22 protein-coding genes, 1 tRNA gene and 1 pseudogene are annotated in these 20,863 nt (G+C 68.9%); 13 read left to right on the plus strand and 11 right to left on the minus strand.

The genetic code is table 11. The annotated features are described in order from the left end of the window. Positions 1-31: 31 nt before the first annotated feature. From ACWGDB_RS24660 to ACWGDB_RS24675, 4 genes are all read right to left on the minus strand, one after another. A complete protein-coding gene (locus tag ACWGDB_RS24660) occupies positions 32-967 on the minus strand; it encodes an RNA polymerase sigma-70 factor (RefSeq protein WP_453824374.1) in 936 nt (311 codons plus the stop codon). A 270-nt stretch (positions 968-1,237) separates the two neighbouring features. Further along, on the minus strand, positions 1,238-2,437 hold the full coding sequence (locus ACWGDB_RS24665; RefSeq protein ID WP_453824438.1) for an NAD(P)/FAD-dependent oxidoreductase: 1,200 nt from the start codon (positions 2,435-2,437) through the stop codon (positions 1,238-1,240). 195 nt (positions 2,438-2,632) lie between these two features. Next, entirely contained in the window at positions 2,633-3,352 is a 720-nt protein-coding gene (locus ACWGDB_RS24670; protein WP_453824375.1) for a TetR/AcrR family transcriptional regulator, read from the minus strand. 120 nt (positions 3,353-3,472) lie between these two features. After that, a complete protein-coding gene (locus ACWGDB_RS24675; protein ID WP_453824376.1) occupies positions 3,473-4,693 on the minus strand; it encodes an FAD-dependent monooxygenase in 1,221 nt (406 codons plus the stop codon). Between the two features lie 80 nt (positions 4,694-4,773). On the opposite strand from ACWGDB_RS24675, the gene ACWGDB_RS24680 reads away from it, so the two are divergent. Together ACWGDB_RS24680 and ACWGDB_RS24685 are read left to right on the plus strand one after the other, a co-directional pair. Further along, complete coding sequence (locus ACWGDB_RS24680; RefSeq protein ID WP_453824377.1) at positions 4,774-5,538, plus strand: alpha/beta fold hydrolase; 765 nt, start codon at positions 4,774-4,776, stop codon at positions 5,536-5,538. 947 nt (positions 5,539-6,485) lie between these two features. Then, complete coding sequence (locus ACWGDB_RS24685) at positions 6,486-8,441, plus strand: Ig-like domain repeat protein (RefSeq protein WP_453824378.1); 1,956 nt, start codon at positions 6,486-6,488, stop codon at positions 8,439-8,441. A 267-nt stretch (positions 8,442-8,708) separates the two neighbouring features. On the opposite strand, the gene ACWGDB_RS24690 is transcribed toward ACWGDB_RS24685, so the two are convergent. From ACWGDB_RS24690 to ACWGDB_RS24700, 3 genes are all read right to left on the minus strand, one after another. Then, positions 8,709-9,110 (minus strand): hypothetical protein, encoded by a 402-nt coding sequence (locus tag ACWGDB_RS24690; RefSeq protein ID WP_453824379.1) that lies wholly within the window; start codon positions 9,108-9,110, stop codon positions 8,709-8,711. Positions 9,111-9,408: 298 nt separating this feature from the next. Beyond that, positions 9,409-9,828 carry an arsenate reductase ArsC gene (locus ACWGDB_RS24695; RefSeq protein WP_453824380.1) on the minus strand — a complete coding sequence of 140 codons (420 nt, stop codon included), beginning with the start codon at positions 9,826-9,828 and terminating at the stop codon, positions 9,409-9,411. A 48-nt stretch (positions 9,829-9,876) separates the two neighbouring features. Beyond that, the gene (locus tag ACWGDB_RS24700; protein ID WP_453824381.1) at positions 9,877-10,512 is read right to left on the minus strand and encodes an arsenate reductase ArsC; all 636 of its coding nucleotides are present in this window, start codon (positions 10,510-10,512) and stop codon (positions 9,877-9,879) included. A gap of 103 nt (positions 10,513-10,615) precedes the next feature. Between ACWGDB_RS24700 and ACWGDB_RS24705 the strand changes: the two genes are divergently transcribed. The 3 genes from ACWGDB_RS24705 to ACWGDB_RS24715 are packed head-to-tail and all read left to right on the plus strand — an operon-like array spanning position 10,616 to position 12,079. After that, positions 10,616-10,930: an ArsR/SmtB family transcription factor gene (locus tag ACWGDB_RS24705; protein WP_126903876.1), complete on the plus strand. Its 315-nt coding sequence runs from the start codon at positions 10,616-10,618 to the stop codon at positions 10,928-10,930. Between the two features lie 37 nt (positions 10,931-10,967). Continuing rightward, the gene (locus tag ACWGDB_RS24710; protein ID WP_453824382.1) at positions 10,968-11,765 is read left to right on the plus strand and encodes an aquaporin; all 798 of its coding nucleotides are present in this window, start codon (positions 10,968-10,970) and stop codon (positions 11,763-11,765) included. Between the two features lie 56 nt (positions 11,766-11,821). Continuing rightward, entirely contained in the window at positions 11,822-12,079 is a 258-nt protein-coding gene (locus ACWGDB_RS24715; protein WP_453824383.1) for a hypothetical protein, read from the plus strand. 152 nt (positions 12,080-12,231) lie between these two features. Here ACWGDB_RS24715 and ACWGDB_RS24720 read toward each other — a convergent pair whose 3' ends face one another. Continuing rightward, entirely contained in the window at positions 12,232-12,612 is a 381-nt protein-coding gene (locus ACWGDB_RS24720) for an ArsR/SmtB family transcription factor (protein ID WP_453824384.1), read from the minus strand. 208 nt (positions 12,613-12,820) lie between these two features. Between ACWGDB_RS24720 and ACWGDB_RS24725 the strand changes: the two genes are divergently transcribed. Both ACWGDB_RS24725 and ACWGDB_RS24730 read left to right on the plus strand, forming a co-directional pair. Beyond that, complete coding sequence (locus tag ACWGDB_RS24725; protein ID WP_453824385.1) at positions 12,821-14,182, plus strand: NAD(P)-binding domain-containing protein; 1,362 nt, start codon at positions 12,821-12,823, stop codon at positions 14,180-14,182. 27 nt (positions 14,183-14,209) lie between these two features. Further along, entirely contained in the window at positions 14,210-14,671 is a 462-nt protein-coding gene (locus ACWGDB_RS24730; protein ID WP_453824386.1) for an ArsI/CadI family heavy metal resistance metalloenzyme, read from the plus strand. Between the two features lie 263 nt (positions 14,672-14,934). On the opposite strand, the gene ACWGDB_RS24735 is transcribed toward ACWGDB_RS24730, so the two are convergent. Next, on the minus strand, positions 14,935-15,354 hold the full coding sequence (locus tag ACWGDB_RS24735) for a hypothetical protein (RefSeq protein WP_453824387.1): 420 nt from the start codon (positions 15,352-15,354) through the stop codon (positions 14,935-14,937). A 328-nt stretch (positions 15,355-15,682) separates the two neighbouring features. On the opposite strand from ACWGDB_RS24735, the gene ACWGDB_RS24740 reads away from it, so the two are divergent. The 4 genes and pseudogenes from ACWGDB_RS24740 to ACWGDB_RS24755 all read left to right on the plus strand — a co-directional run. After that, positions 15,683-16,126: a DUF4240 domain-containing protein gene (locus ACWGDB_RS24740; RefSeq protein WP_453824439.1), complete on the plus strand. Its 444-nt coding sequence runs from the start codon at positions 15,683-15,685 to the stop codon at positions 16,124-16,126. Between the two features lie 464 nt (positions 16,127-16,590). Beyond that, positions 16,591-16,764 carry a hypothetical protein gene (locus ACWGDB_RS24745; protein ID WP_453824388.1) on the plus strand — a complete coding sequence of 58 codons (174 nt, stop codon included), beginning with the start codon at positions 16,591-16,593 and terminating at the stop codon, positions 16,762-16,764. A gap of 296 nt (positions 16,765-17,060) precedes the next feature. Further along, positions 17,061-17,420, plus strand: coding sequence for a hypothetical protein (locus tag ACWGDB_RS24750; RefSeq protein WP_453824389.1), 360 nt, complete (start codon positions 17,061-17,063; stop codon positions 17,418-17,420). A gap of 403 nt (positions 17,421-17,823) precedes the next feature. After that, positions 17,824-18,026 (plus strand): annotated as a pseudogene (locus tag ACWGDB_RS24755) (tyrosine-type recombinase/integrase); the annotation flags it as partial. A gap of 79 nt (positions 18,027-18,105) precedes the next feature. Here the strand turns inward: ACWGDB_RS24755 and ACWGDB_RS24760 are convergent. Next, a tRNA-Gly gene (locus ACWGDB_RS24760) sits at positions 18,106-18,179 on the minus strand. A 573-nt stretch (positions 18,180-18,752) separates the two neighbouring features. Here ACWGDB_RS24760 and dcd point away from each other — a divergent pair. After that, positions 18,753-19,328: a dCTP deaminase gene (gene dcd / locus ACWGDB_RS24765; protein ID WP_328880338.1), complete on the plus strand. Its 576-nt coding sequence runs from the start codon at positions 18,753-18,755 to the stop codon at positions 19,326-19,328. An 8-nt stretch (positions 19,329-19,336) separates the two neighbouring features. Beyond that, positions 19,337-19,840 carry a phosphoribosyltransferase gene (locus ACWGDB_RS24770; RefSeq protein WP_453824390.1) on the plus strand — a complete coding sequence of 168 codons (504 nt, stop codon included), beginning with the start codon at positions 19,337-19,339 and terminating at the stop codon, positions 19,838-19,840. 79 nt (positions 19,841-19,919) lie between these two features. Here ACWGDB_RS24770 and ACWGDB_RS24775 read toward each other — a convergent pair whose 3' ends face one another. Beyond that, positions 19,920-20,858, minus strand: coding sequence for a Yip1 family protein (locus ACWGDB_RS24775; RefSeq protein WP_453824391.1), 939 nt, complete (start codon positions 20,856-20,858; stop codon positions 19,920-19,922). Between the last annotated feature and the right edge of the window lie 5 nt (positions 20,859-20,863).

Here is a 20,863-nt window from a genome sequence, read left to right on the forward strand (position 1 = left end):
GTCGCCCCCGGTCATGTCCGCGACGCCCGTGCTACCGCGCACCTCGGTCGGTCGTGTCGCGGGGCGACGGTCCGCGGGAGGTGAGCGGGGTTTCGGACTCGACGCGGGTGAGCTTTTCGGGGTTGCGGACGTAGTAGAGGCCGGTGACCTGTGCGTTCTCCACCCGGAAGGCCAGCACACCGTCGATCTCGCCGTCCAGGCGCAGAATGAGTCCGGGGTTGCCGTTGACCATCGTGAACTCACCGGTGAGGGTGCCGCCGGCCTTGTTGAGGCTGCCGGCCATGTAACGGAGCGCCTTGTCGGCGCCGACGACCGGCTGCAGGGCCGCCAGCTTGAGGCCGCCGCCGTCGCTGACGAAGACAACGTCCGGGGCGAGTACGTCGAGCAGCCCCTGCAGGTCCCCGGTCGCGAGCGCGCGCTGGAACGACTTCGACGCCTCCCGGGCTTCCTCCGGGGAAGCCGGTGTGCGCGGTCGGTGCGCGTCGACGTGTCGGCGGGCCCGGTGGGCGATCTGACGTGCGGCGGCCGGCGTCTTGTCGATCGCGGCCGCGATGTCGTCGTAGCCGAAGTCGAAGACCTCGCGCAGTACGAACACGGCGCGTTCGGTCGGTGAGAGGGCTTCGAGGATGAACATGAGTGCCAGCGACAGGTTCTCGGACAGCTCGACGTCCTCGGCCACGTCCGGCGCGGTGAGCAGAGGCTCGGGCAGCCAGGGGCCGACGTAGGCCTCCTTGCGCCGTTTGAGGGTGCGGAGCCGGTTGAGCGCTTGCCGGGTCGTGATCCGTACCAGGTAGGCGCGCTGGTCCCGCACCTGCGCGAGGTCGACCTTGACCCACCGCAGCCAGGCCTCCTGGAGGACGTCCTCGGCGTCCGCCGCCGATCCGAGCATCTCGTAGGCGACGGTGAACAGCAGGTCGCGGTGGGCGACGAAGGCCTCGGTCGCGGGGTCGTTGACGCGGTCGTTCATGTCGTGCGCTTCGCTCTCTCGTGGTCGGCCCCATGGGCTCGAAGCAGGCCGTGGAACAGCCGTGGAACATGTACCCGGTCCGGTGGCGGGGTCGCCGGCAGCGGCCTCCCTCTGATCGGGCCGTGCGGGGCGGGCCCGCTGGTGGGGGAACGGCGTCCCGGCGCGCGGGCACGGCCTGCGTCCACGTGGTCGCGGCGGCGTGTCCCGGTCACTCCGGCCGGGTCCTTCGTGGGCCGGACGGTGCAGTCCGGCCCGAGGAGGTCTGGACGGCTAGGCCGCGCGTCGGGTGCCGGACGGCGTCGTGGGGTGCTCCGGCTGAGGCGATTCCGGGCGGTCGGTGCTGTCGCCGCGGGATGCGCGGGAGCCGGCCTTGCGGGCCCCGGACACCAGCTTGTTGAGGGTGAACCGGCAGGCGATCTCCTTGACGCCGGCACCGGGTCCCCCGCTGATGCTGAGCGCGTTCACCTTGTCGTTCGGGTACGAGAACTGGGTGACGCCCTCCTTTCGGCCGAGGCTGAGGCACTGTCCGGCGAAGAACATGCGCACGGGGGCGGTCTTCTTCCCCGCGATCCGGCGCAGGATCGTGTCGGCGGCGGCCGGGCCCAGCTGTACGGCGGCCTGGCAGCTCATCCGGAACGGGTGGTCCGGCATCACCCCCGCGTCCCCGGCGGCGACGATGCGCTCGTCGTCCACGCTGGTCAGCGTCGTGTCGGTGAGCAGGCGACCTTCGGCGTCGGTGCGCAGCCCGCTGCGGGCGGCCAGGTCCGGGACACGGAATCCCGCGGTCCAGATCGTCACCGCGCCGGGCAGGACGCGGCCGTCTTCGAGCCGTACGGCGTCCTGGGTCACTTCCGTCACCTGCGCGCCGGGACCGTCGAGGACGGTCACACCCAGCTTGGCCAGCCGGCGGGCGACCGGGCGGCGAACCCGGGCATGCAGGGAGGGGCCGAGCACGGTGCCGCAGACCAGAGTGACCTGGCGGCCCGCCTCCGCCAGCTCGGCGGCGGTCTCCAAGCCGGTCGGGCCGGCCCCGACCACGGTCACCGGGGCCGACGCGGGCGTCGCTGCCAGTGCCGTCCGCAGTCGTTGTGCCCCTTCCAGGTCCGACACCCAATGAGCGAACTCCGCCGCTCCGGGGACGCCTGGATCGGCGGCGCCGCTGCCCACCGCGTAGACGAGGTAGTCGTACTCCACAGTGCCACCGCCCGCGAGTGACACCTGGCGGTCGGTGGCGTTGATCCGGGTCGCGGTGTCGACCACCAGCCGGACGTTTCCGCCGAGGACCTTGCCGAAGCTCTCGATCGCGTCGTCGGAGCCGGTCACGAGCTGGTGCAGGCGGATCCGCTCGACGAAGTCGGGACGCGGATTGACCACTGTCACCGACACGCCATCGCGCCGAGCCAGAGTGTTGGCCGCCGTCACGCCCCCGTACCCGCCGCCGACCACGAGCACCTTCACGTTCCCGTTCATCATGTCTCCCTCGCGTTGTGGTTTCGGCATGGAGACACCGGTGGCGCGGGCGGTGTGACAGCCCGCGGATGAGACGTGGCACACATCGGTTGGCGGCGGAAACCCGGCCCCTTCCGAGGCGAGTGGCGTGACGCGCAGCGGCACCGGGGCCATGCCCCGGTGAGTACGACCTGGCGTCCCCGGCGGGGACACGGGTCACCTGGTTCCGGCGGCGCCCGTCGCGACGAGTCCCAGCAGGTCGTCGTGAATCTCGCCGAAACGGGCCCGCACCGCCTCCGCGGCCTGGGCGACATCGCGTGCGGCGGGGTCGCGAGGCCGTTCGAGCAGCAGGTGGACGGTGTCGGCCAGGGCGGTTTCCGGATCGTCGATGCTGAGCGGGTCTGCGGCATCGGCGTTGTTCATGACGGTGACGAACCCGACCAGCACGGCGTGCAGGGCGTACATCTGCCGGGACAGCGGGAGATCGTCGCGTACGATCCCGTGGCCGCGAAGGATCGTCAGGACCGCGGTGCCCAGCGCGCTCGTGGTGGCCTCGGCGAAGCGCTCCCGGTCGGCGGGGCGGTGGAGCAGCTGCCGCATGGCGCTGTCGTCGCTCTGGAGCCACCGCAGCCACGGGTTGCCCAGGGTCGTGCGGACCAGCAGCGGCGCCAGACGGCGGGGCAGGACGGACTGCGGGTTCTGGGCGAGCTGGTCGTTGATGGTCTCGATCCAGGCCAGCACCTCGCGCGCGGCCAGCCCCACGAACAGGTCTTCCTTGGTTGCCCAGTACAGGTAGACCGTGCCCTTGCCCACGCCCGCGGCCGCGGCGATCTCGGCGATGGTCACCTTGCGGACGCCGTGTTCGAGGACCAGCTCGCGCGCGCTGTCGAGGATTCTGGCCGCCTTGGCGGAGTCCTGTTCGATCAGCCGGCTCACCGTCGTGGTTCCTCCCGTTCGCTCTACGGCAGCATGATGTCACGCAGGTTCACGGAGGTTCACGGGGATTCACGCTGGTTCGCTGAGGTGAGGCGATCGTGCGGTGGGCGCACGGCCGGGTCACTCCAGGGCGAGGTCGACCGTCTTCATCCGGGAAGCCCTGCTGCGGTGCTCGGCCTCCGAGAGGAGCGTTCTGCCGAGCGTCGTCCCCACCACATGGTCGAAGACGAACCGGATTCCGTATTCGGTGCGGTCGGCCGGGACGAAGAGCTTGCGCATGGCCATGCCGGAGCCCTGGTGGAAGTCGATGAAGGGGCGGAGTTTCGCCTCCCACTCCCGCAGCGCCCGCTCCACGTCCGCGGGATACCGCTCCAGCATCGTGCCCAGCATGTCGGCGCCGGCCAGGCCGCTGGAGGCTCCCATCCCGGAGTAGAGGGTCAGGCACCACGCCGAGTCGCCGACGAGCACCACCCTGCCCTGGTGCCATGTGTCGATCCGCACCTGCTCGGCGGTGTCGAACAGGTGGTCCGGCGCCTGCTCGAACTGGTCGAGCAGCCAGCCGAGCGTCGGGCCCGTGGGCTCAGGTCCGAACACCTCCCGCAACCGGTCGATGGCGGGCCGGCCGAACTCGCCGTCCGCATCGTCGGTCCGGTAGTTGAACAGCACTGTCGGCGGCCGGTCGGCGAAGGCGAACACCCATGCCGACCGGCCCAGCTCGGACATGATGATTCCGTCCGTGCCCCGGAAACCGGGGACCGGGCCGGGCAGAGCGCACGCCGCGAGCATGTAGCCGAGGCGGTGAATGCGGCCTTCGTCGGGCCCGAACGCCAGCCGGCGCACGGTCGAGCGCAGCCCGTCGGCTCCGACCACGAGGCCGAATCGTTCTGTGGTCACCGCCCCCGCGGCCCGGTCCTCGATGTCGACCTGCACGCTCTCCGCGTCCTGGCGTAGCGCGACCGGTACGGACGAGTACCGGATCTCCACGTCCTCGGGCAGGGCGTCGAACGCGGCCTGCTCGACGTCGCCGCGCACGACCGGGCGCGACTCGCCCGCCACGGCCTCGGCGAAGCCCATGCCGCGCCGCCGCCGGCCCGCGCGATCGACGTTGTAGTAGGCGATGTCCGTCGAGAAGCGGTCGGGCACCTCGATGCCCAGGCGCTCTGCCGCGGTGATCCCGGTGCCGAAGAGGGTGAGGAAGTACCCACCGCGGCGACGTTCGGCCGCCTTCTCCAGCACGACGACGTCCCAGCCTGCCTTGTGCAACCGCAGCGCGGAGGCGGTTCCGCTGACGCCGAGTCCGACTACAAGAGCCCGCTGTCGCGGGGTGGCGTTCGTGTTCATGCCCCCAGCCTATACTCACTGACCAGATTGGTCATCTGGTCAGTCCCGCGATCTCGACCACCCTGAACGGAGTTCCCGCCATGCCAACCGTTTTCGTCCACGGCTTCCCTGAGACACCGGAAGTCTGGGAGCCGCTGCTCGTCGAGCTCGAACGCATCGCACCTGCTTGCCCCGCCCCGGTCCGCCTGTCCCCGCCCGGTTTCGGGGCGCCCTTGCCGACGGGGTTCGGTGCGACCGTCGGCGACTACCGGGACTGGCTCATCGGTGAACTGGAGCGTTTCGCCGAGCCCGTCGACCTGGTCGGGCACGACTGGGGCGGTGCGCACGTCCTCAACGCGGTGACGGCCCGCCCGGACCTCGTACGCAGCTGGGTCAGCGATGTGATCGGCCTGTTCGACCCGGACTACGTGTGGCACGAGTTCGCCCTCAGCCAACAGGCGCCCGAGAGCACGGGACCGGACCCTGCCGTCCCGCTGGGCCCGGACCTCGCGACGCGGGTCGCGATGCTCGTGAGGTTCGGCATGACCGAGCCGGTGGCGAAGCGAGTCGCCGCAGGCCAGAACGAGGCGATGGGGCGGGCCGCGCACGCGCTCTACCGATCGGCCGCCCAACCGGTGATGGCCGAACTCGGCCGGAACCTCGAACGCGCGGCCCAGCGACCGGGCCTCGCCCTCCTCGCCACCGAGGACCTCTTGACCGGCACCGACGAACAGCGCCGCCGCACGGCGCGCCTGGCCGGCGCCGAGACCGCGACGCTCCACGGGCTCGGCCACTGGTGGATGACACAGGACCCTGGGCGGGGGGCCCGGGTGCTCACGGATTTCTGGGATTCGCTGGACGGCTGACGAGCCGAGCGATCAGAGCGGGGGCTGGGGACGGAGACCTGCACCGGACTGGCTGGACGACGAGGGCCCGTACTTGTACGGGTGTTCACTCGCCCTGCTCGGCGACGCGCAGCGGGACCAGAGGTCGGTTCATTCAGTCGGCGCGGGTTGGCACCCGGGAGTGCCGTGCCCCAAGCCATCACCCAGGTCCTGTCCTCCCAGGTGAACGTCTCGGAGACGCGGACGGGCTTGTACTCGGCACGCAAGGTGATCCGCGGTGTCGCTCATGCCAACCCTCCCGCTAGGCCAGGGGACTTCGCCTCAGGCTGCCGTGCACCCCACACGGGGTGAGCAAGCCGCTGCGGCCGTGCCAGAACAGAAGAGCCGGCCCCGCCGATCGGTCTTCCGGGACGAATCCGGCACGCGATAGTGGACACAGCGGACAGCAATAAGGGCCCGGTGGTGCCGTCGCTGACCGTGGCTGTCCGCCCTTACGGGCACGCCTGGAGCACGCCAGAGAGGTCTGGGGGACTGGCGGGAGGCGGACCGCTTCGACATACATGGGCGTGCCTGGGTCTGGGGTCCTTTTGGTTGGGGGGGGCGTTGTGGGTGCCAACCTGAGCGGCGGCAGTCGTAGGCCAGTGCGTTCGAGGCCGGAACGGCGTCGAACGTCTCGCCCACGCCACCCTTGCCGAGGGCAGGGTTCGGTTCCTGTGCCGCCGCGGTAGCCGGCCGAAGCTGATTCCGCCGAGCAAGGGGAGGCGGGCCGAGCCACCGCCAGGCTGGAGACGAGGGTGCGTCGCCACCCGGCGCCCCCCGGGAACGGCGGAGGAGGACCCCTGTGCTGTGGTCTCCCGAAACATCACTTAGTCTTCGCTCACTTGCCACGAACGGCCCACGGTTCGCACACACCGGACGCACGGGTGGCACCTGCTTGCGCTCACTTTCGTTCCGGGGGGTTCGACACCGTGCGTCTGCGCACTCTTCCGGCCGCCGCAGCCCTGGCGGCCCTGTTCGGCTCGGTGGTGATCGCCACACCGGCGTCCGCCGACTCCAGCACGTCCATACCGGTCGACGGCGCGGCCGACACCGTGGTGGATGGCGTTCACCAGCGGGTCTTCATCAGCGACAGGTACCACAACCAGATCGTCGTCACCGACTTCACCGGCAAGGTCGTCACCAAACTCACCGGCCTCTCCCAGGTCCGCGACCTGGAACTGAGCCCGGACTCCGGCACGCTGTACGCCGCGCTCTACGGCGCCGACAAGATCGTCGCCATCGACACCGGGCAGCTCACGCAGACCGCCGAGTACCCCACGGGCGACAAGACGATCCCCTCCCGACTCGCCTACGCCGACGGCAAACTGTGGTTCGGCTACGGCGACCAGTGGGACTCCGGGCTCGGCGAAGTCGACCTCACCGCCGAGACGCCGGAGGTGACCCTCGACCTGGCGGCCGGCCACGACTTCGCGAGCCCGCCGATGGTCTACGCCGACCCCGACAACCCGGGCACGCTGCTCGCCCTCGACGGAGGTATCAGCTCCGGCCCGATCGTCGTGTACGACATCTCCTCCGGCACCCCGGCGATCCGCGTTTCCGCCGAGAAGGGCGGCTTCTACAACGACGCCGCCCTCACCCCGGACGGCCAGAACGTCGTCGTCGCCGGCCCCGGGAACCGGGCGCTCACCGAGTACCGCCTCTCCGACCTGTCCGAGGTGCGCACCTTCGCGACCGTTTCGGAACCGGAGACGGTCAGCGTCGCCCCGGACGGCACGGTCGCGGCCACCGTCCTCGACACCGACGACGTCGGCGACACCTATGTCTTCAGCAGCGACCCCGCCCGGCCGACCAGCATCCGCAACCTGTCGCACAACTGGATGCCGTGGGGCGGGCACTCCACCAGCTGGTCGGCCGACGGCTCGCAACTGTTCGTGCTGACCGGGTCAGGCGACTCCACTCAGTTCCACACCGTGGACGCGCCCCGCAAGTACGCCTCCACCCTGACGGTCGACGCCCCCTCGACGGCCACCCGGGCCAAGTCCCTCACAGTCAAGGGCAAGCTCACCGCGAACCTGGCGCTGCCCGCGGGCACCCCGCTACAGGTCACCCGCACCGACCTGGACTCGCCGAACGGCAAGTCCCTGGGCACCAAGTACCTGGGCGCGGGCGGCGCGTACTCCTTCAAGGACACCCCGCCGGCCGGCGGCAAGGTGAAATACACGGTGACGTACGCGGGTGACACCACGCACACCAAGGCGACGGCCTCGGACACCGTCGCCGTCTCGCGCGCCACGCCCACGCTGACGCTGAACAACAACGGCAAGGTCTACGACTACGGCAAGTCCGTCGCGTTCACGGCGCACCTCGGCACGACCTACAAGAACCGCAAGGTCGAGATCTGGGCCAACCCGTACGGCGCCGACAAGCCCGACACCCTGGTGAAGTCCGGCACGGTCAACTCCAGCGGCAACATCTCCGTCACCCTCACCCTGAAGCGGAAGACCAAGCTCACGGCGAAGTTCGCGGGCGACGCGCGCTACGCGCCGAGGACGACGACGTGCACGGTCGGTGCGCGGGTGAAGGTCTCCACGGCGCTCGGCGGCCACTACAAGACCAAGTACACGTGGAACCACACGTACTACCACTTCAAGCAGTCCAAGGACCCGGTCATCACGACCACGATGACGCCGTACCCGGGCCGCAAGCAACTGCTACAGATCCAGATCTACGCCGACGGCGTCTGGCAGACCACGGCCAAGGAGTACTTCACACTCGACTCCGCGGGCAAGTCCGTCGTCACGCTCACGGGCACCCCGCCCACCGGCCACCGTTTCCGGGTCCGCGACTCGTACATCAGTGGCTCGGGCGACAGCGTGAACACGACGACGTACGGGACCTGGAAGTACTTCACCTTCACGAGATGAGACCCTGCGTCTCTACCGACGACAAGGCCCAGGTCTTCGACCTGGGCCTTGAACGTGGAGTGGGGGACGAGAATCGAACTCGCGCTTTCAGCTTGGGTAGCTGCGGGCATTTGGAGCCGGTGCGCGTGCTGACCTGGGCGAACAGGGAGGCATGACGCCCTTTGGGCTCGACTGTCTTCACCGTGGTTCCCCGCGTTCCCCGCCCTGACTGGTGCGCTTGTGGTCCGCAGTGGTGCGATGTTCAGCGGGTCGCGCCACTGAGCGGACCTACCACTTCCGCCACTTGTCCGTGAGCTGATAGCGCCCCAGCCCGTGGCGGGCCGTCACCGCTACTACATCGACGCCGCGCTCGGTGAGCGACTCGTCGATGTAGTCGCACAGATCCTCACGCTCGTCGGTCTCGAAGGCGCTGCCATTGCGAGCTTCGTCCACCGCGTTGAGGGCCAGAACGACGCGTTCCACCACAGCGAAGACTTGCTCGTCGCTGGCCTTGCCAAGTCCGGGAAGCTCACCCTCGAATTTGTCGAGGACTGCGTCAGTCGCCGTGAGCAGTTCCTCGGGGAACAGGCCTGCCATGCAGGCGCAGTCGGGATCCAACGTGCCGGCGGCAAGCTCCTCGGCTTCCTCAGCTATGCCGTGACGCCAGCTCGTAGTCGGTCTCTCAGCCATGGGCGGGACCGTACAGGTCGGTACTGACAGCGGCGGCTGAACACCCGCGGGCGGTCAGCGGCCTCCGCACCAGGCGCACGCTTTCCAACTGTGGTGGTGGGCTCAGGCACCGCGTACAGGGGCGTTCACCTGCGTTCATGGGCGGCTGGCCAGTGAGCAGGAGTGGGCTTCTGGCCCCGGCTGAACGACCGTGAACGGGGCTGAATGAGACGGAAACTGCGACGGGCGTCGGGCGGGTCGTCCGGCGGGGCCGGGGCTGATGATGACCTGGCGCATGCCGTTTCCGGCCGAGTCCGGCTCAGGCCTTCTGCGTGGCGTCGATCTCGGCGATCAGGGCCTCGATGCGCTTGTGGATCTCGTCGCGGATGGGGCGGACGGCCTCGACGCCCTTGCCCGCGGGGTCCTCCAGGGCCCAGTCGAGGTACTTCTTGCCGGGGAAGATCGGGCAGGCGTCGCCGCAGCCCATGGTGATGACGTAGTCGGAGGCCTGGACGGCCTCGGTGGTGAGAATCTTCGGCGTGGCCGCGGAGATGTCGATGCCGACCTCCTGCATGGCCTCGACCGCGGCCGGGTTGACCTGGTCGCCGGGGATGGAGCCGGCGGAGCGGACCTCGATCCGGTCGCCCGCGAGGTGGCTGAGGAATCCGGCGGCCATCTGGGAGCGCCCGGCGTTGTGGACGCAGACGAACAGCACGGAGGCGAGCGGGCTGGAGGACATCGGTTCTTCCTTCGTAAATGGATCAAGCAGGTTGTGCAGGGGGTGGGTTCAGGTGCTCGGCAGGGAGGCCAGCAGTTCGGTGATGTGGGCGTCGATCTCGTCGCGGATGCCGCGGACGATGGCGATCGGGACAGCCTCGGGGTCGGTGACCGGCCAGTCCAGGTAACGACGGCCCGGCAGCACGGGGCAGGCGTCCCCACAGCCCATGGTGATGACGATGTCGGCGGCCTGCACGACCTCGTCGGTCAGCGGCTTGGGGAACGCGTCCGCAAGGTCCACACCGGCCTCGGTGAGCGCCTGGGCAACGACCGGTTCGACCTCGGCCGCGGGGTCTGTGCCTGCGGAGGAGACGACCACGTGTCCGCCCGCACGGTGGGCGAGGAGAGCGGCGGCCATCTGGGAGCGGCCGGCGTTGTGGCTGCACACGAACAGCACCCGGGGCAGACCGCACCCCGGTGCGCCCTCGATGTGTGCGAGGGCGTCCAGGCGCTCGGTGGCCAGGTGCTCGGCCAGCACCACAAGGTGAGTACGGACCCGGGCGTGCTCGGCCAGCCGCTCGTAGGAGTCGATGACCAGGCGCTGGATCGTCTCGGCGGAGAAGCGTCCGCGGTAGCGCAGCGCGAGGCGGGCTATGCCGGACGCAAGGCGGTCATCAGGCAGGACGGGGGGCGGGGATGCGGTCATGGGAACCCCCTTCGGGGCATGGGTCCCCACCGGTGTGGGGATACGGGTCCCAAAGATCAGCCCAGGCTGGTATCAGCCCGGAGTGATGTGAGATTATCAGCCCATGCTGACGTCAGTCGACACTGATCTGTTGCGGGTTCTCGCCGACCCGCTCCGCCTCCAGATCGTCACCCTGCTTGCCAAGGAGACGCTCTGCACCACGCACCTGATCGAGGAGACGGGGGCCAGACAGACCAACCTCTCCAACCACCTGAAGGTGCTGCGCGAGGCCGGGGTCGTGGAGACCGAGCCGTGCGGCCGGTTCACCTACTACCGGCTCAAGCCCGACGTCATCGCCTCTCTCGCGGGCCGGTTCGCCGACCTGGCGGAGACCGCGCGCACCACCGCCGAAAACAACGTCAAGCGGTCCTGCCCCTGATCCCCGCCCCTGCGGCGACCTGCACCGAGGAGTCCAGTTGACCGCCACCGAGGCAGCCGAGCACGACAGCGCCGCGAAATCCCCGATAGCCCCGGACGCGGTCGGGACCGACCCGCAGCCCGCCCCAGGCGCCACCCCGCCCCAAACACCGCCGCTGCTTGCGCGGGCCGCGGCCGAACTGGTCGGTACCGCGGCACTCGTGGCGGTGGTGGTCGGCTCCGGCATCCAGGCCACCGAGCTGACCAAGGACGTCGGGCTGCAATTGCTCGCAAACTCCACGGCTACGGTCTTCGGCCTGGGTGTGCTGATCCTGCTGCTCGGCCCGGTGTCCGGCGCGCACTTCAACCCCGCCGTCACCCTCGCCGAGTGGTGGACCGCCCGCCGCGGCGGCCCCGGCGTGACGTTGCGTGAAGCGGCCGTCTACGTCCCCACCCAGATCGTCGGTGCCATCGCGGGCGCGATCCTGGCCGACGCGATGTTCGGCGAACCGCTGGTCAAGTGGTCCACCCACGACCGCTCGGCCGGACACCTGCTCCTGGGCGAGGTCATCGCGACGGCCGGGTTGATCCTGCTGATCTTCGGCCTGGCCCGCACCGACCGTCTCCGCTTCGCCCCCGTCGCGGTCGCCTCGTACATCGGCGCCGCGTACTGGTTCACCTCGTCCACGTCCTTCGCCAACCCGGCGGTGACGATCGGCCGCGCCTTCACCGACACCTTCGCCGGCATCGCCCCGGGCTCGGTCGCGGGCTTCATCGGCATGCAGCTCGTCGGCGCTGTGGTCGGCTTGGCGCTCGTTGCCCTAATCTTCCTTCCCGGCCGGACAGCCGCCGAGTGACGCGTACGTCGCAGCGGCTGGCGGCAAATCCTTCATGCTCGCGACGAGGTGACGACATGGACTCGGGTCTGATCGCACCAGTCGTCTTCGCCGCCGCCCTGGCGATCGGCACCGCGGTTACCGAACTCCGGTCTCCTGGCTCCGCCCGCGTCACTTGGGGCCTCGTCCGTGACCGGACTGCGGTCGCCGCAGGTGCTGTAGTGATGGTGGTCGTCACTGTGACGGGCGGGAGTTGGTCGGGCCTGGCCTGGGGCGTGCTGGCCGGGGCGCTGACCGGGCACCTCGTTCATCGGGCACGCCCCCGCGACCAGTAGCCCTGGGCTGCGGTCGCCTTCGGATGGATGAACGCTGCGGGGCCCGCTGTCCCGAACAGCAACCACCACCGGCATGGCGGTACTGATGTACGCGCCGCGCGGCAATGGGGCCACCCCGACACGGCGAGCGTGGCGGCCTACGGCTATGGCGATCAGGCTGCGGTTGGCGCGGCCTTGACCAGCAGCTGCCCCATCGCCGCGAGGACCGTCGGCTCGACTCGGTAGTACACCCAGGTGCCGCGCCGCTCGGAGGTGAGCAGCCCGGCTTCCTTGAGCTTCTTCAGGTGGTGGGAGACGGTCGGCTGGGAGACGCCCACGTCGGAGATGTCGCACACGCATGCCTCGCCACCCTCGTGCGAGGCCACAGCCGAGAAGAGCCGCAGCCGCACCGGGTCGCCGAGCGCCTTGAACATCCGCGCGGCCGTTTCGGCCTCCTCCGCGGTGAAAGGGCGCTCGGTGACCGGTGGGCAGCACGGCGCCACAGCCTCGCCGGGGGCGGGTTCCAGCAGCGGTAGCACCTTCGTATTCGACATGCATCTATGTTGACACATGTCGAACTAACGATGCGAGGGTCGGGCGGGTCTCGGGTCCTGGAGTGGTGGCGCGTCCCGAGCGCCGCCACGCCTGCCGGCTACATGTCGATCTTCAAATTCGATGAATGTCTATGTTGACGCTCATCGATACAGGTGTAATGCTTGGCAGCGCAAGAGATCGACGGATGTCGAAACAAAGGGGAATCTCGTGAACGCGCTCACCACCGACAAGCTGCCCGTCGTGGTCATCGGCGCCGGTCCCATCGGCCTGGCAGCCGCTGCACATCTCGTCGAGCGCGGCATCGAACCCCTGGTCCTGGAGACCGGCCCGACAGCTGGCAGCGCTGTGCGCGAGTGGGCGCACGTTCGGCTGTTCTCGACCTGGGGCGAACTCGTCGACCCGGCCGCCGAGAAGCTCCTGGCCCCGACCGGCTGGATCTGCCCCGACGCCTTCACCTACCCGACCGGCGGCGACTGGGCCGAGCGCTACCTCCAGCCGCTCGCCGACGTCCTCGGTGACAAGGTCCGCTACGGCGCCACAGTGACCGGCGTCGCCCGCGCCGGCCGCGACCGCATCGTCGACTCCGGCCGTGACGAGCAGCCGTTCACCGTGCACATCCAGTCCGCCGACGGGGGCGAGGAGCGGATCACCGCCCGCGCGGTCATCGACGCCTCCGGCACCTGGTCCGTCCCGAGCCCGATGGGCGCCGACGGCCTTCCCGCCCTCGGCGAGAAGAAGACCGCCGACCGCATCACCTACCGCGTCCCCAACCTGAGCGACCCGGCTGTTCGCGCACGGTACGCGGGTAAGCGGACCGCCGTCGTCGGTTCGGGCGCCTCCGCCTTCACCGCCCTCGCCCTCCTCGCTGACCTCGCGAAGGAGAACGACGGCACGCACGCGGTGTGGATTCTGCGCCGCGGAATCAGCGACAACACCTACGGCGGCGGCGAGGCCGACCAGCTCCCCGCCCGCGGCGCACTCGGCCTGCGCGCCAAGGCCGCCGTCGAAGCCGGCCACGCGAGCGCGGTAACCGGCTTCCGTTCACAAGCTGTGGAACGCGACGGCGAGCGGCTCGTCATCGTCGCGGAGGACGGCCGCCGCCTCGACCCGGTCGACGAAGTCATCGTCCTGACCGGCTTCCGCCCCGACCTGTCCTTCCTCTCAGAGCTCCGACTCGGCCTCGACGAGCGCCTCCAGGCCCCGACCGCGCTCGCCCCGCTCATCGACCCCAACGTCCACTCCTGCGGCACGGTCTACCCGCACGGAGTCAACGAGCTTTCCCAACCGGAACAGGGCGTCTACCTGGTCGGCATGAAGTCCTACGGCCGCGCCCCGACGTTCCTCGCCATGACCGGCTACGAGCAGGTCCGCTCCATCACCGCCGCCATCGCAGGCGACCAGGAGGCCGCCGAGCGCGTCGAACTCACCCTCCCGGAAACGGGCGTGTGCGGCGGCGCGGGCCTGTTCGACGAGCCGGAAAACGCCGAGGAGTCCGGCGGCGGATGCTGTGCCGCCCCCACCACCCTTCAGATCGGCGTCGCTGCCCCGGCATCCGCTGGCGGCTGCTGACCCCACACCTGGACAAGGAGGATCGACATGTCCCGCGTACAGCTGGCCCTGCGCGTCCCGGATCTCGACGCGTCCATCGCCTTCTACAGCCGACTCTTCGGCACCGAGCCCGCCAAACTCCGCGACGGCTACGCCAACTTCGCCATCACCGAACCCCCGCTCAAGCTCGTTCTGATCGAAGGCACCCCGGACGAAGACACCCGCCTGGACCACCTCGGAGTCGAGGTGGAGTCGACGGAGGCTGTTCACGCAGCCACCGCCCGCCTGAGTGAGGCCGGCCTCGCGACGACCGAGGAGAACGACACCACCTGCTGCTACGCCCTCCAGGACAAAGTCTGGGTCCACGGCCCCGGCCAGGAGCCCTGGGAGGTGTACGTGGTCAAGGCTGACGCCGACTCCCTGGCCAAACAGCTGGACAGCACCTGCTGCACCTCGGCCTCGGCCGACACCGACTCAAAGGAACCGGTCGCTGCGGGCGGCTGCTGCTGATCCGGCGTGGACCGACCTTCACACCAGCGAGGCCGTGACCGGCACGGGGGACCGGTCACGGCCTCGCGCCGTGCTTCTCTGCGGCGCGGCTGGGCGGACTCGCGCTCTCAGCTTGGGAAGCTTGGGTCTTTGCAGGTCGGTTGTCGGGCTGACCTGCGGCGAAGCAGGGGTGCGACTTGACGAGAGGACCTCCGGTTCCCCGCCATTCCCCGTGGTTCCCCGTACGACCTGGCACGGTTCTGGCACGACCTCTTCGTCCCGAACTACTGACCAAAGGGGTGGCCCTTCAACGCCGCGTATGCTCGCTCGACCTCGCCCAGGTACTGCTCAACGCGGAATCGAGCCTCCTCGATGGGCCTGCCATCGAGGCCCGGGTACATCAGGTCGGACCAGATGACCGTCTCGCCCCGGAGCCGGATCCGGATGGTCAGCCCGTCCGGCCCTGTCTCGGGCTGCTCCTGGGTTGCCACATCCACCATGCACGGCATATCCGTCGGATAGAGCGGTCCGCCTGGCCGCAGCAGTCGGCGTGGGTCGAGGCCGGCCATTCTGCTATCGCTGCGCGCAACGACGTCGAGGCCATCGACGAAGAGGTACGTGTGAACGGCAGCACACGCTGGCGGCCCAGGACACGCGCTGATGAGAAGCGTGTTCACCGCATCATCGCTTTGCCCGTCGGGCACAGTGGCCCTCACCTCGCGCGGGGACCTACGTGGCATCTGCCTGATGTGACGTCATGGGCCGATGCTAGCGGCTGGCCTCGAGAAGGCAGCCAACGCGAAGATCACAAAGGCACTGGAGGAGCGCGACGTGGACCAGTCGCAATCGAACCTGCGCACATGGCTCCGGAGGCCGCTTGGGTCCCGGGGAACACCACAGGTCACAGCTCTGCACGCGGCAGATAGTGCGGGCCGAGTCCACGGATATGCCACGGGTGGCTGAGCACCGCTTTAGAAGTTCGATCTGGACTCTGGCATCCTGCGTCAGTGAGAATGGGGCGCTTTCTGGGCGCTGATAGCCACCCTGAACGGCAAAGCCACGCAGGCGAGTTGCCAGCGCCTGGCCGAGGAGCTGAGCCGCCGCTCCCTCCCCGACATCATCGGTTTCGCGGAACGACATGCAGAGGCTCTGTACCGCCTGGACCAAGAGAAGTTCGGGATGCTTCCCGTCGTCGACATGACGGACCGGAACGGCGAGTGCTTCCCGCAGTCTGGCGACGGGTTCCTGTACGCCCGTTGCGCCGTCGTCGCCGCAGGACAAGCCGTATGGGAAGGCGTCTTCTTCGACGTCGACAAGTTCGCCCCGTATACCTCCACCGAGTGTGACGGGGAGTGGTTGCTGTATGTGCCGGATCAGGCATACGAACTCGCTACCGGGAAGGAGTGGGACCGCTCAACCCGGTACTGCTTCGAGAGCTACTCCAACAGGGATGGATGGCCGAACCTGGGGAGGTGAGGTGGACTACTGCTTGATGGGGGTCTCGTAGATCGGTCCTCCTGGCGCCGGGGCGTTTTCAGTGCCAGTGCGTCGACGGACGCGCGAGAAGGTCGGCCAGAGAGGCCGAAGAGACAAGGCGTCGTCTAGATATCACCATGCATGAGGTGCATGATATTGAACGCAAATTGCTGCGATATCAGAGAAAATGAAGGACCCCGGCGCGAGTGCATAGAGCCCGCTTAAGGCTATCTCTTAGTCCAGCCTTATCGGCTCAGGGAACTTCGCATCATCGCACTAGGGCTGCGCGATGACCTAACTGCCGGATGGGTTGAATCGGTCGTGGAGCTTGTGCACGCCGACACCTACCGTGACTACATGGAGATGGCTGAAGGGTTGCTCGAAAAGGGCTATAAGGACGCGGCAGCAATCATCACGGGGACGTCCCTCGAAGTGCACGTGCGCGCCCTCTGCGCGAAAACGGCGTGATCACCACGGTGGCAGGCAAGCCGAAGAAGGCCGACACCCTGAACGCCGACCTCAAGAAGGTCGACGTCTATGACGGGCTGCAGCAGAAAGAGGTCACTGCCTGGATGGACCTCCGGAACAAGGCGGCGCTTGGCAACTACTCCGGCGCGTCCGAGCCACGCGTTCCATGACTGCGCGGGTACGAAGAAGCACCGGGGCACGCCGTACCTGACGTACCACACCAGCGATACCCACAACAAGAGCCTGAAGAAGCTCCTGTCGGACCATCCGCGTGCCTGGTGGTACGCGCACCGCACCTGACAGGCTGCTGACCCCCCTCACAGGATCCACCTAGGAGTGCGCTGTGGAGCGTCGACATCTTCTGGCCGTGCCGGCCACTCTGGCCGCTCTGGCCTTCGCAGTCGGCTGCTCGTCCGCTGGTGACGAGGCCAAGTCCTCAAGTCCCTCGCCCCCCTCGGCCTCGGCAATGTCCGACGGGGCCCGCGAGGCTGTCGTGGAATACGTGAACGCCCTCAACTCCCGCAGTGCCGACGGTCTGATCGAAGTCGGCGGCGTGAAGGACGAGGAGTGGTCGAGGCGCGAGGCCGGGCAGATCCTCGCGGACAGGGGTGGACGGGGCTGGAAGATCAAGGACGTGCAAGTCGAGCACGACATGGGTCCGGACACCGGCTCCGCCCGCCTCATGGCCGAGGACAAGGCAGGCAAATCCCTGAGGGACACCTTCACCGTGACTCGGGACAAGGGCACCTGGCGCGTTGTGGTCTTCACGCAGCAACCCGCCGAGTCCGGCAAGGAATCCGCCGCGACCGACAAGCCGAGCTCCTGACCGCTCTGTTGGATGGTCTGCACCCGGCCCCCGGAGTGCCGACCGTCCCAACCGCTCAGGCCTCGCCGGTGGCGACACCGAAGCGAATCCAGATGCCCTTCGACGGTCAGGGACACGGCGTCGTGGTGGACGGTCCTGGTGTGACCGGAAGCGTCGCTGGCTGTCGAAGGCCACGCTGAGCCCTCGGGGGCTGGCGTGGGGCTTGAAGTCGTATGCAGGCTGGGAGTTCGGTGCCATTGCGGCGGGCGACAGGCACGAAGAGCGCTGGCCGGATCGTCCATGTGACGCGGATGCGGTCCCGAGTGCTCGACACCATGCAGGGCTCGGACGCAGGAGGGCCCCGTCGCGTCTCGGTGCGGCCTTCGGACAGCCAATCCCATGCCTCGTCCGAGGCTTCGGAAACTTCGTCGGTGAGAAGGGCGCCCCCTTCCGGCGCACCTCGTTCGGTCGGAAGTGGCGCCGGGCTCGCGCGGGCGTCGGTCTCACTCCGACGAAGAGCGGCAGCGCGAGGTGGCCTCAGGGCTCGACGACCTGGTGCGCGCGGAGCGTGCGAAGCACCACAAGGACAACCCTGCGCGCCACAGTGAGGAGGCCGCCGAAGGCTAATGGTGCGGTTGCGGTGCGCACCCCGCCCACCGGTCTGGACAACAAAGAACCCCCGGGTCTCTGGCCTGGGGGTTTTGCATGGAGCGGGTGACGAGAATCGAACTCGCGCTCTCAGCTTGGGAAGCTGATGTTCTACCATTAAACTACACCCGCGTAAGACGCCCGCCGGGAAGATCCGAGAGGATCCGGAGGCGGTGTCCGAACGCCTGGTCACTGTACCTCATCACCGGCCCCCGGCGCTGACGCCGCGGGGCCTGAGTGGGTTTCAGGGGGTGGGATCCGGGTGCAGGGGGCCGGAGTTGGGGCGTACGGTGGAGCAGCGTGAGAGGGGCCGGGCGGGGTCGGAGTGCCGCCTGGAGGGTCGTCCCTTTGATCCCGTAATGTGGCCTCTCGTCGTCAGGCAGGCAGCAGCCAGACGCGGCTCTTGGGGAAGGGACTCTTGGACTTGATGGAGCGCACCGTCGTCCGTTGTGCAGATGGGCACGTGTTCAGCACCGCTTCGTTCCCGATGCAGCAGGCCGATCGCCTCGGCCCCGGCCGGCTCCTCCGGTGTCCCCGGTGTGCCCGGCTTCGGAGTGTGGTGCCGGTGACGCTGGAGAAGCGGTAGCGGAGCGGTAGTAGGCAGAAGTAGCCGTAACAGGAGTATCAGCAGTCACAGCAGATGCAGCGCCAGGCGCGCGGCGGCGCGATTGTGGCCGTTCCGCGCGCCTTGCGTATCCTCGGGGCGTGCTTCTCTCAGACAAGGACATCCGGGCCGAGATCGACGCCGGGCGGGTGCGGATCGATCCCTACGACCAGACCATGGTGCAGCCGTCCAGCATCGACGTACGGCTGGACCGGTACTTCCGGGTGTTCGAGAACCACCGGTACCCGCACATCGACCCCTCCATCGAGCAGGCGGATCTCACGCGGCTCGTGGAGCCGGAGGGGGATGAGCCGTTCATCCTGCATCCCGGGGAGTTCGTGCTCGCCTCGACGTACGAGGTCATCTCGCTGCCCGACGATCTTGCGTCGCGGCTCGAGGGGAAGAGCTCGCTGGGGCGGCTCGGGCTCGTCACCCACTCCACCGCCGGGTTCATCGACCCGGGGTTCAGCGGGCACGTCACCCTTGAGCTGTCCAACCTCGCCACGCTCCCCATCAAACTCTGGCCGGGCATGAAGATCGGGCAGCTGTGCATGTTCCGGCTCAGCTCGCCCGCCGAGTTCCCGTACGGGAGCGAGCGGTACGGGTCCCGGTACCAGGGGCAGCGCGGTCCGACCGCCTCCCGGTCCTTCCAGAACTTCCATCGGACTCAGGTGTGAGCGGCGGGATGAGCGAAGAGCGGGCACGCGAGAATCTGACCTACGAGCTGTTCGGCACCGCCGTCCGTGAGCTCGCCCAGACCATCGCCGACGACGGCTACGAGCCGGACATCGTGCTCAGCATCGCCCGTGGTGGGGTCTTCGTCGCCGGTGGGCTCGCCTACGCCCTCGACTGCAAGAACCTTCATCTGGTGAATGTCGAGTTCTACACGGGGGTGGGGACCACGCTCGAGATGCCCGTCATGCTGGCGCCCGTCCCCAACGCGATCGACTTCACCGACAAGAAGGTCCTGATCGCCGACGACGTCGCCGACACCGGCAAGACGCTGAAGCTCGTGCACGACTTCTGCGTCGAGCACGTCGCCGAGGTGCGGTCCGCGGTCATCTATGAGAAGTCCCACTCCCTCGTGAAGTGCGAGTACGTGTGGAAGCGCACCGACGAGTGGATCAACTTCCCGTGGAGCGTCGAACCCCCCGTAGTCCGGCGGGCCGGGCAGGTGCTCGACGCCTGAAGGCGTGAGGAGAGACGAGAAGGGCCCCCGGCACGGCTGCCGGGGGCCCTTCTCGTACGTGCTCAGCCGACCGCGGGTCCTAGAACGTGCCCAGCTTCACGATCGACAGCAGTGCGACCAGCTGGATCGCGCTCGCGCCCAGGGCCTTCGGCCAGGGGAGGTCGTGGGACTTGGAGACCATCAGGGTGAGGAGGGCGCCGGCTGCGATCCAGGTGGCCCAGCCGAGGGCCTGGACGAAGGTGGCGTCGCCGCCGGCGAACATGGCGAAGACCAGGCGGGGGGCGTCCGTGAGGGACATGATCAGCATGGAGAGGCCGACCGTGGGCTGCCAGGCGCCGTCGCCGCCGAGCTGGCGGGCCAGGGTGTGGGTGACCACGCCCAGGACGAAGGCCGACAGGACCATCGCGACGGCGGTCGTCAGGACGATGGGGACCGCGTTCGAGAGGGTCGCGTTGATCGCGTCCTTCCGCGCGCCGTCGAAGCCGAAGACGGCCAGCAGGCCATAGAGGAAGCTCACGACGAGGGCGGTGCCCCACATCGAGTAGTCCCGCATCTGCAGGAAGGTCTGCGAGGGCGACAGGACGATGCCGCGCAGCAGCTGCTTCCAGTGCAGGCGGGGGCCGACCGGGGCGGCCGGGGCCGCGCCCGCCCGGTAGGTGCCGCCCTGGTTGTAGGGGTCGTCGTCGACCGAGAACGCCTGGGTGTGGCCCGGGTTGTTCGCCGCGTACGGGTCCGGGGCGCCGCCGCCCGGCCCGTGCGGGTAGCCGCCGTCGCCGAAGTACTCCGGCTCGCCGTGGCCGCCCTGGCCACCGGCACCGTAACCGCCGTAGCCGCCACCGCCGTTCGCCTGCGGCCAGCCGCCTGCGCCGCCGCCCGGGCCGCCGTGCGGCTGCTGCGGCGGCGGGGGATAGCCGTACGACTGTCCCTGGGGCGCCTGCTGCCCGTACGGAGGTTGTTGGGGGCGCGCTTGCGGGCTGCCGTTGTTCCGGCTTCCGCGTCCGATCCTGAATCCAGCCACGTCTT

Source organism: Streptomyces sp. NPDC055013 (assembly GCF_053608645.1).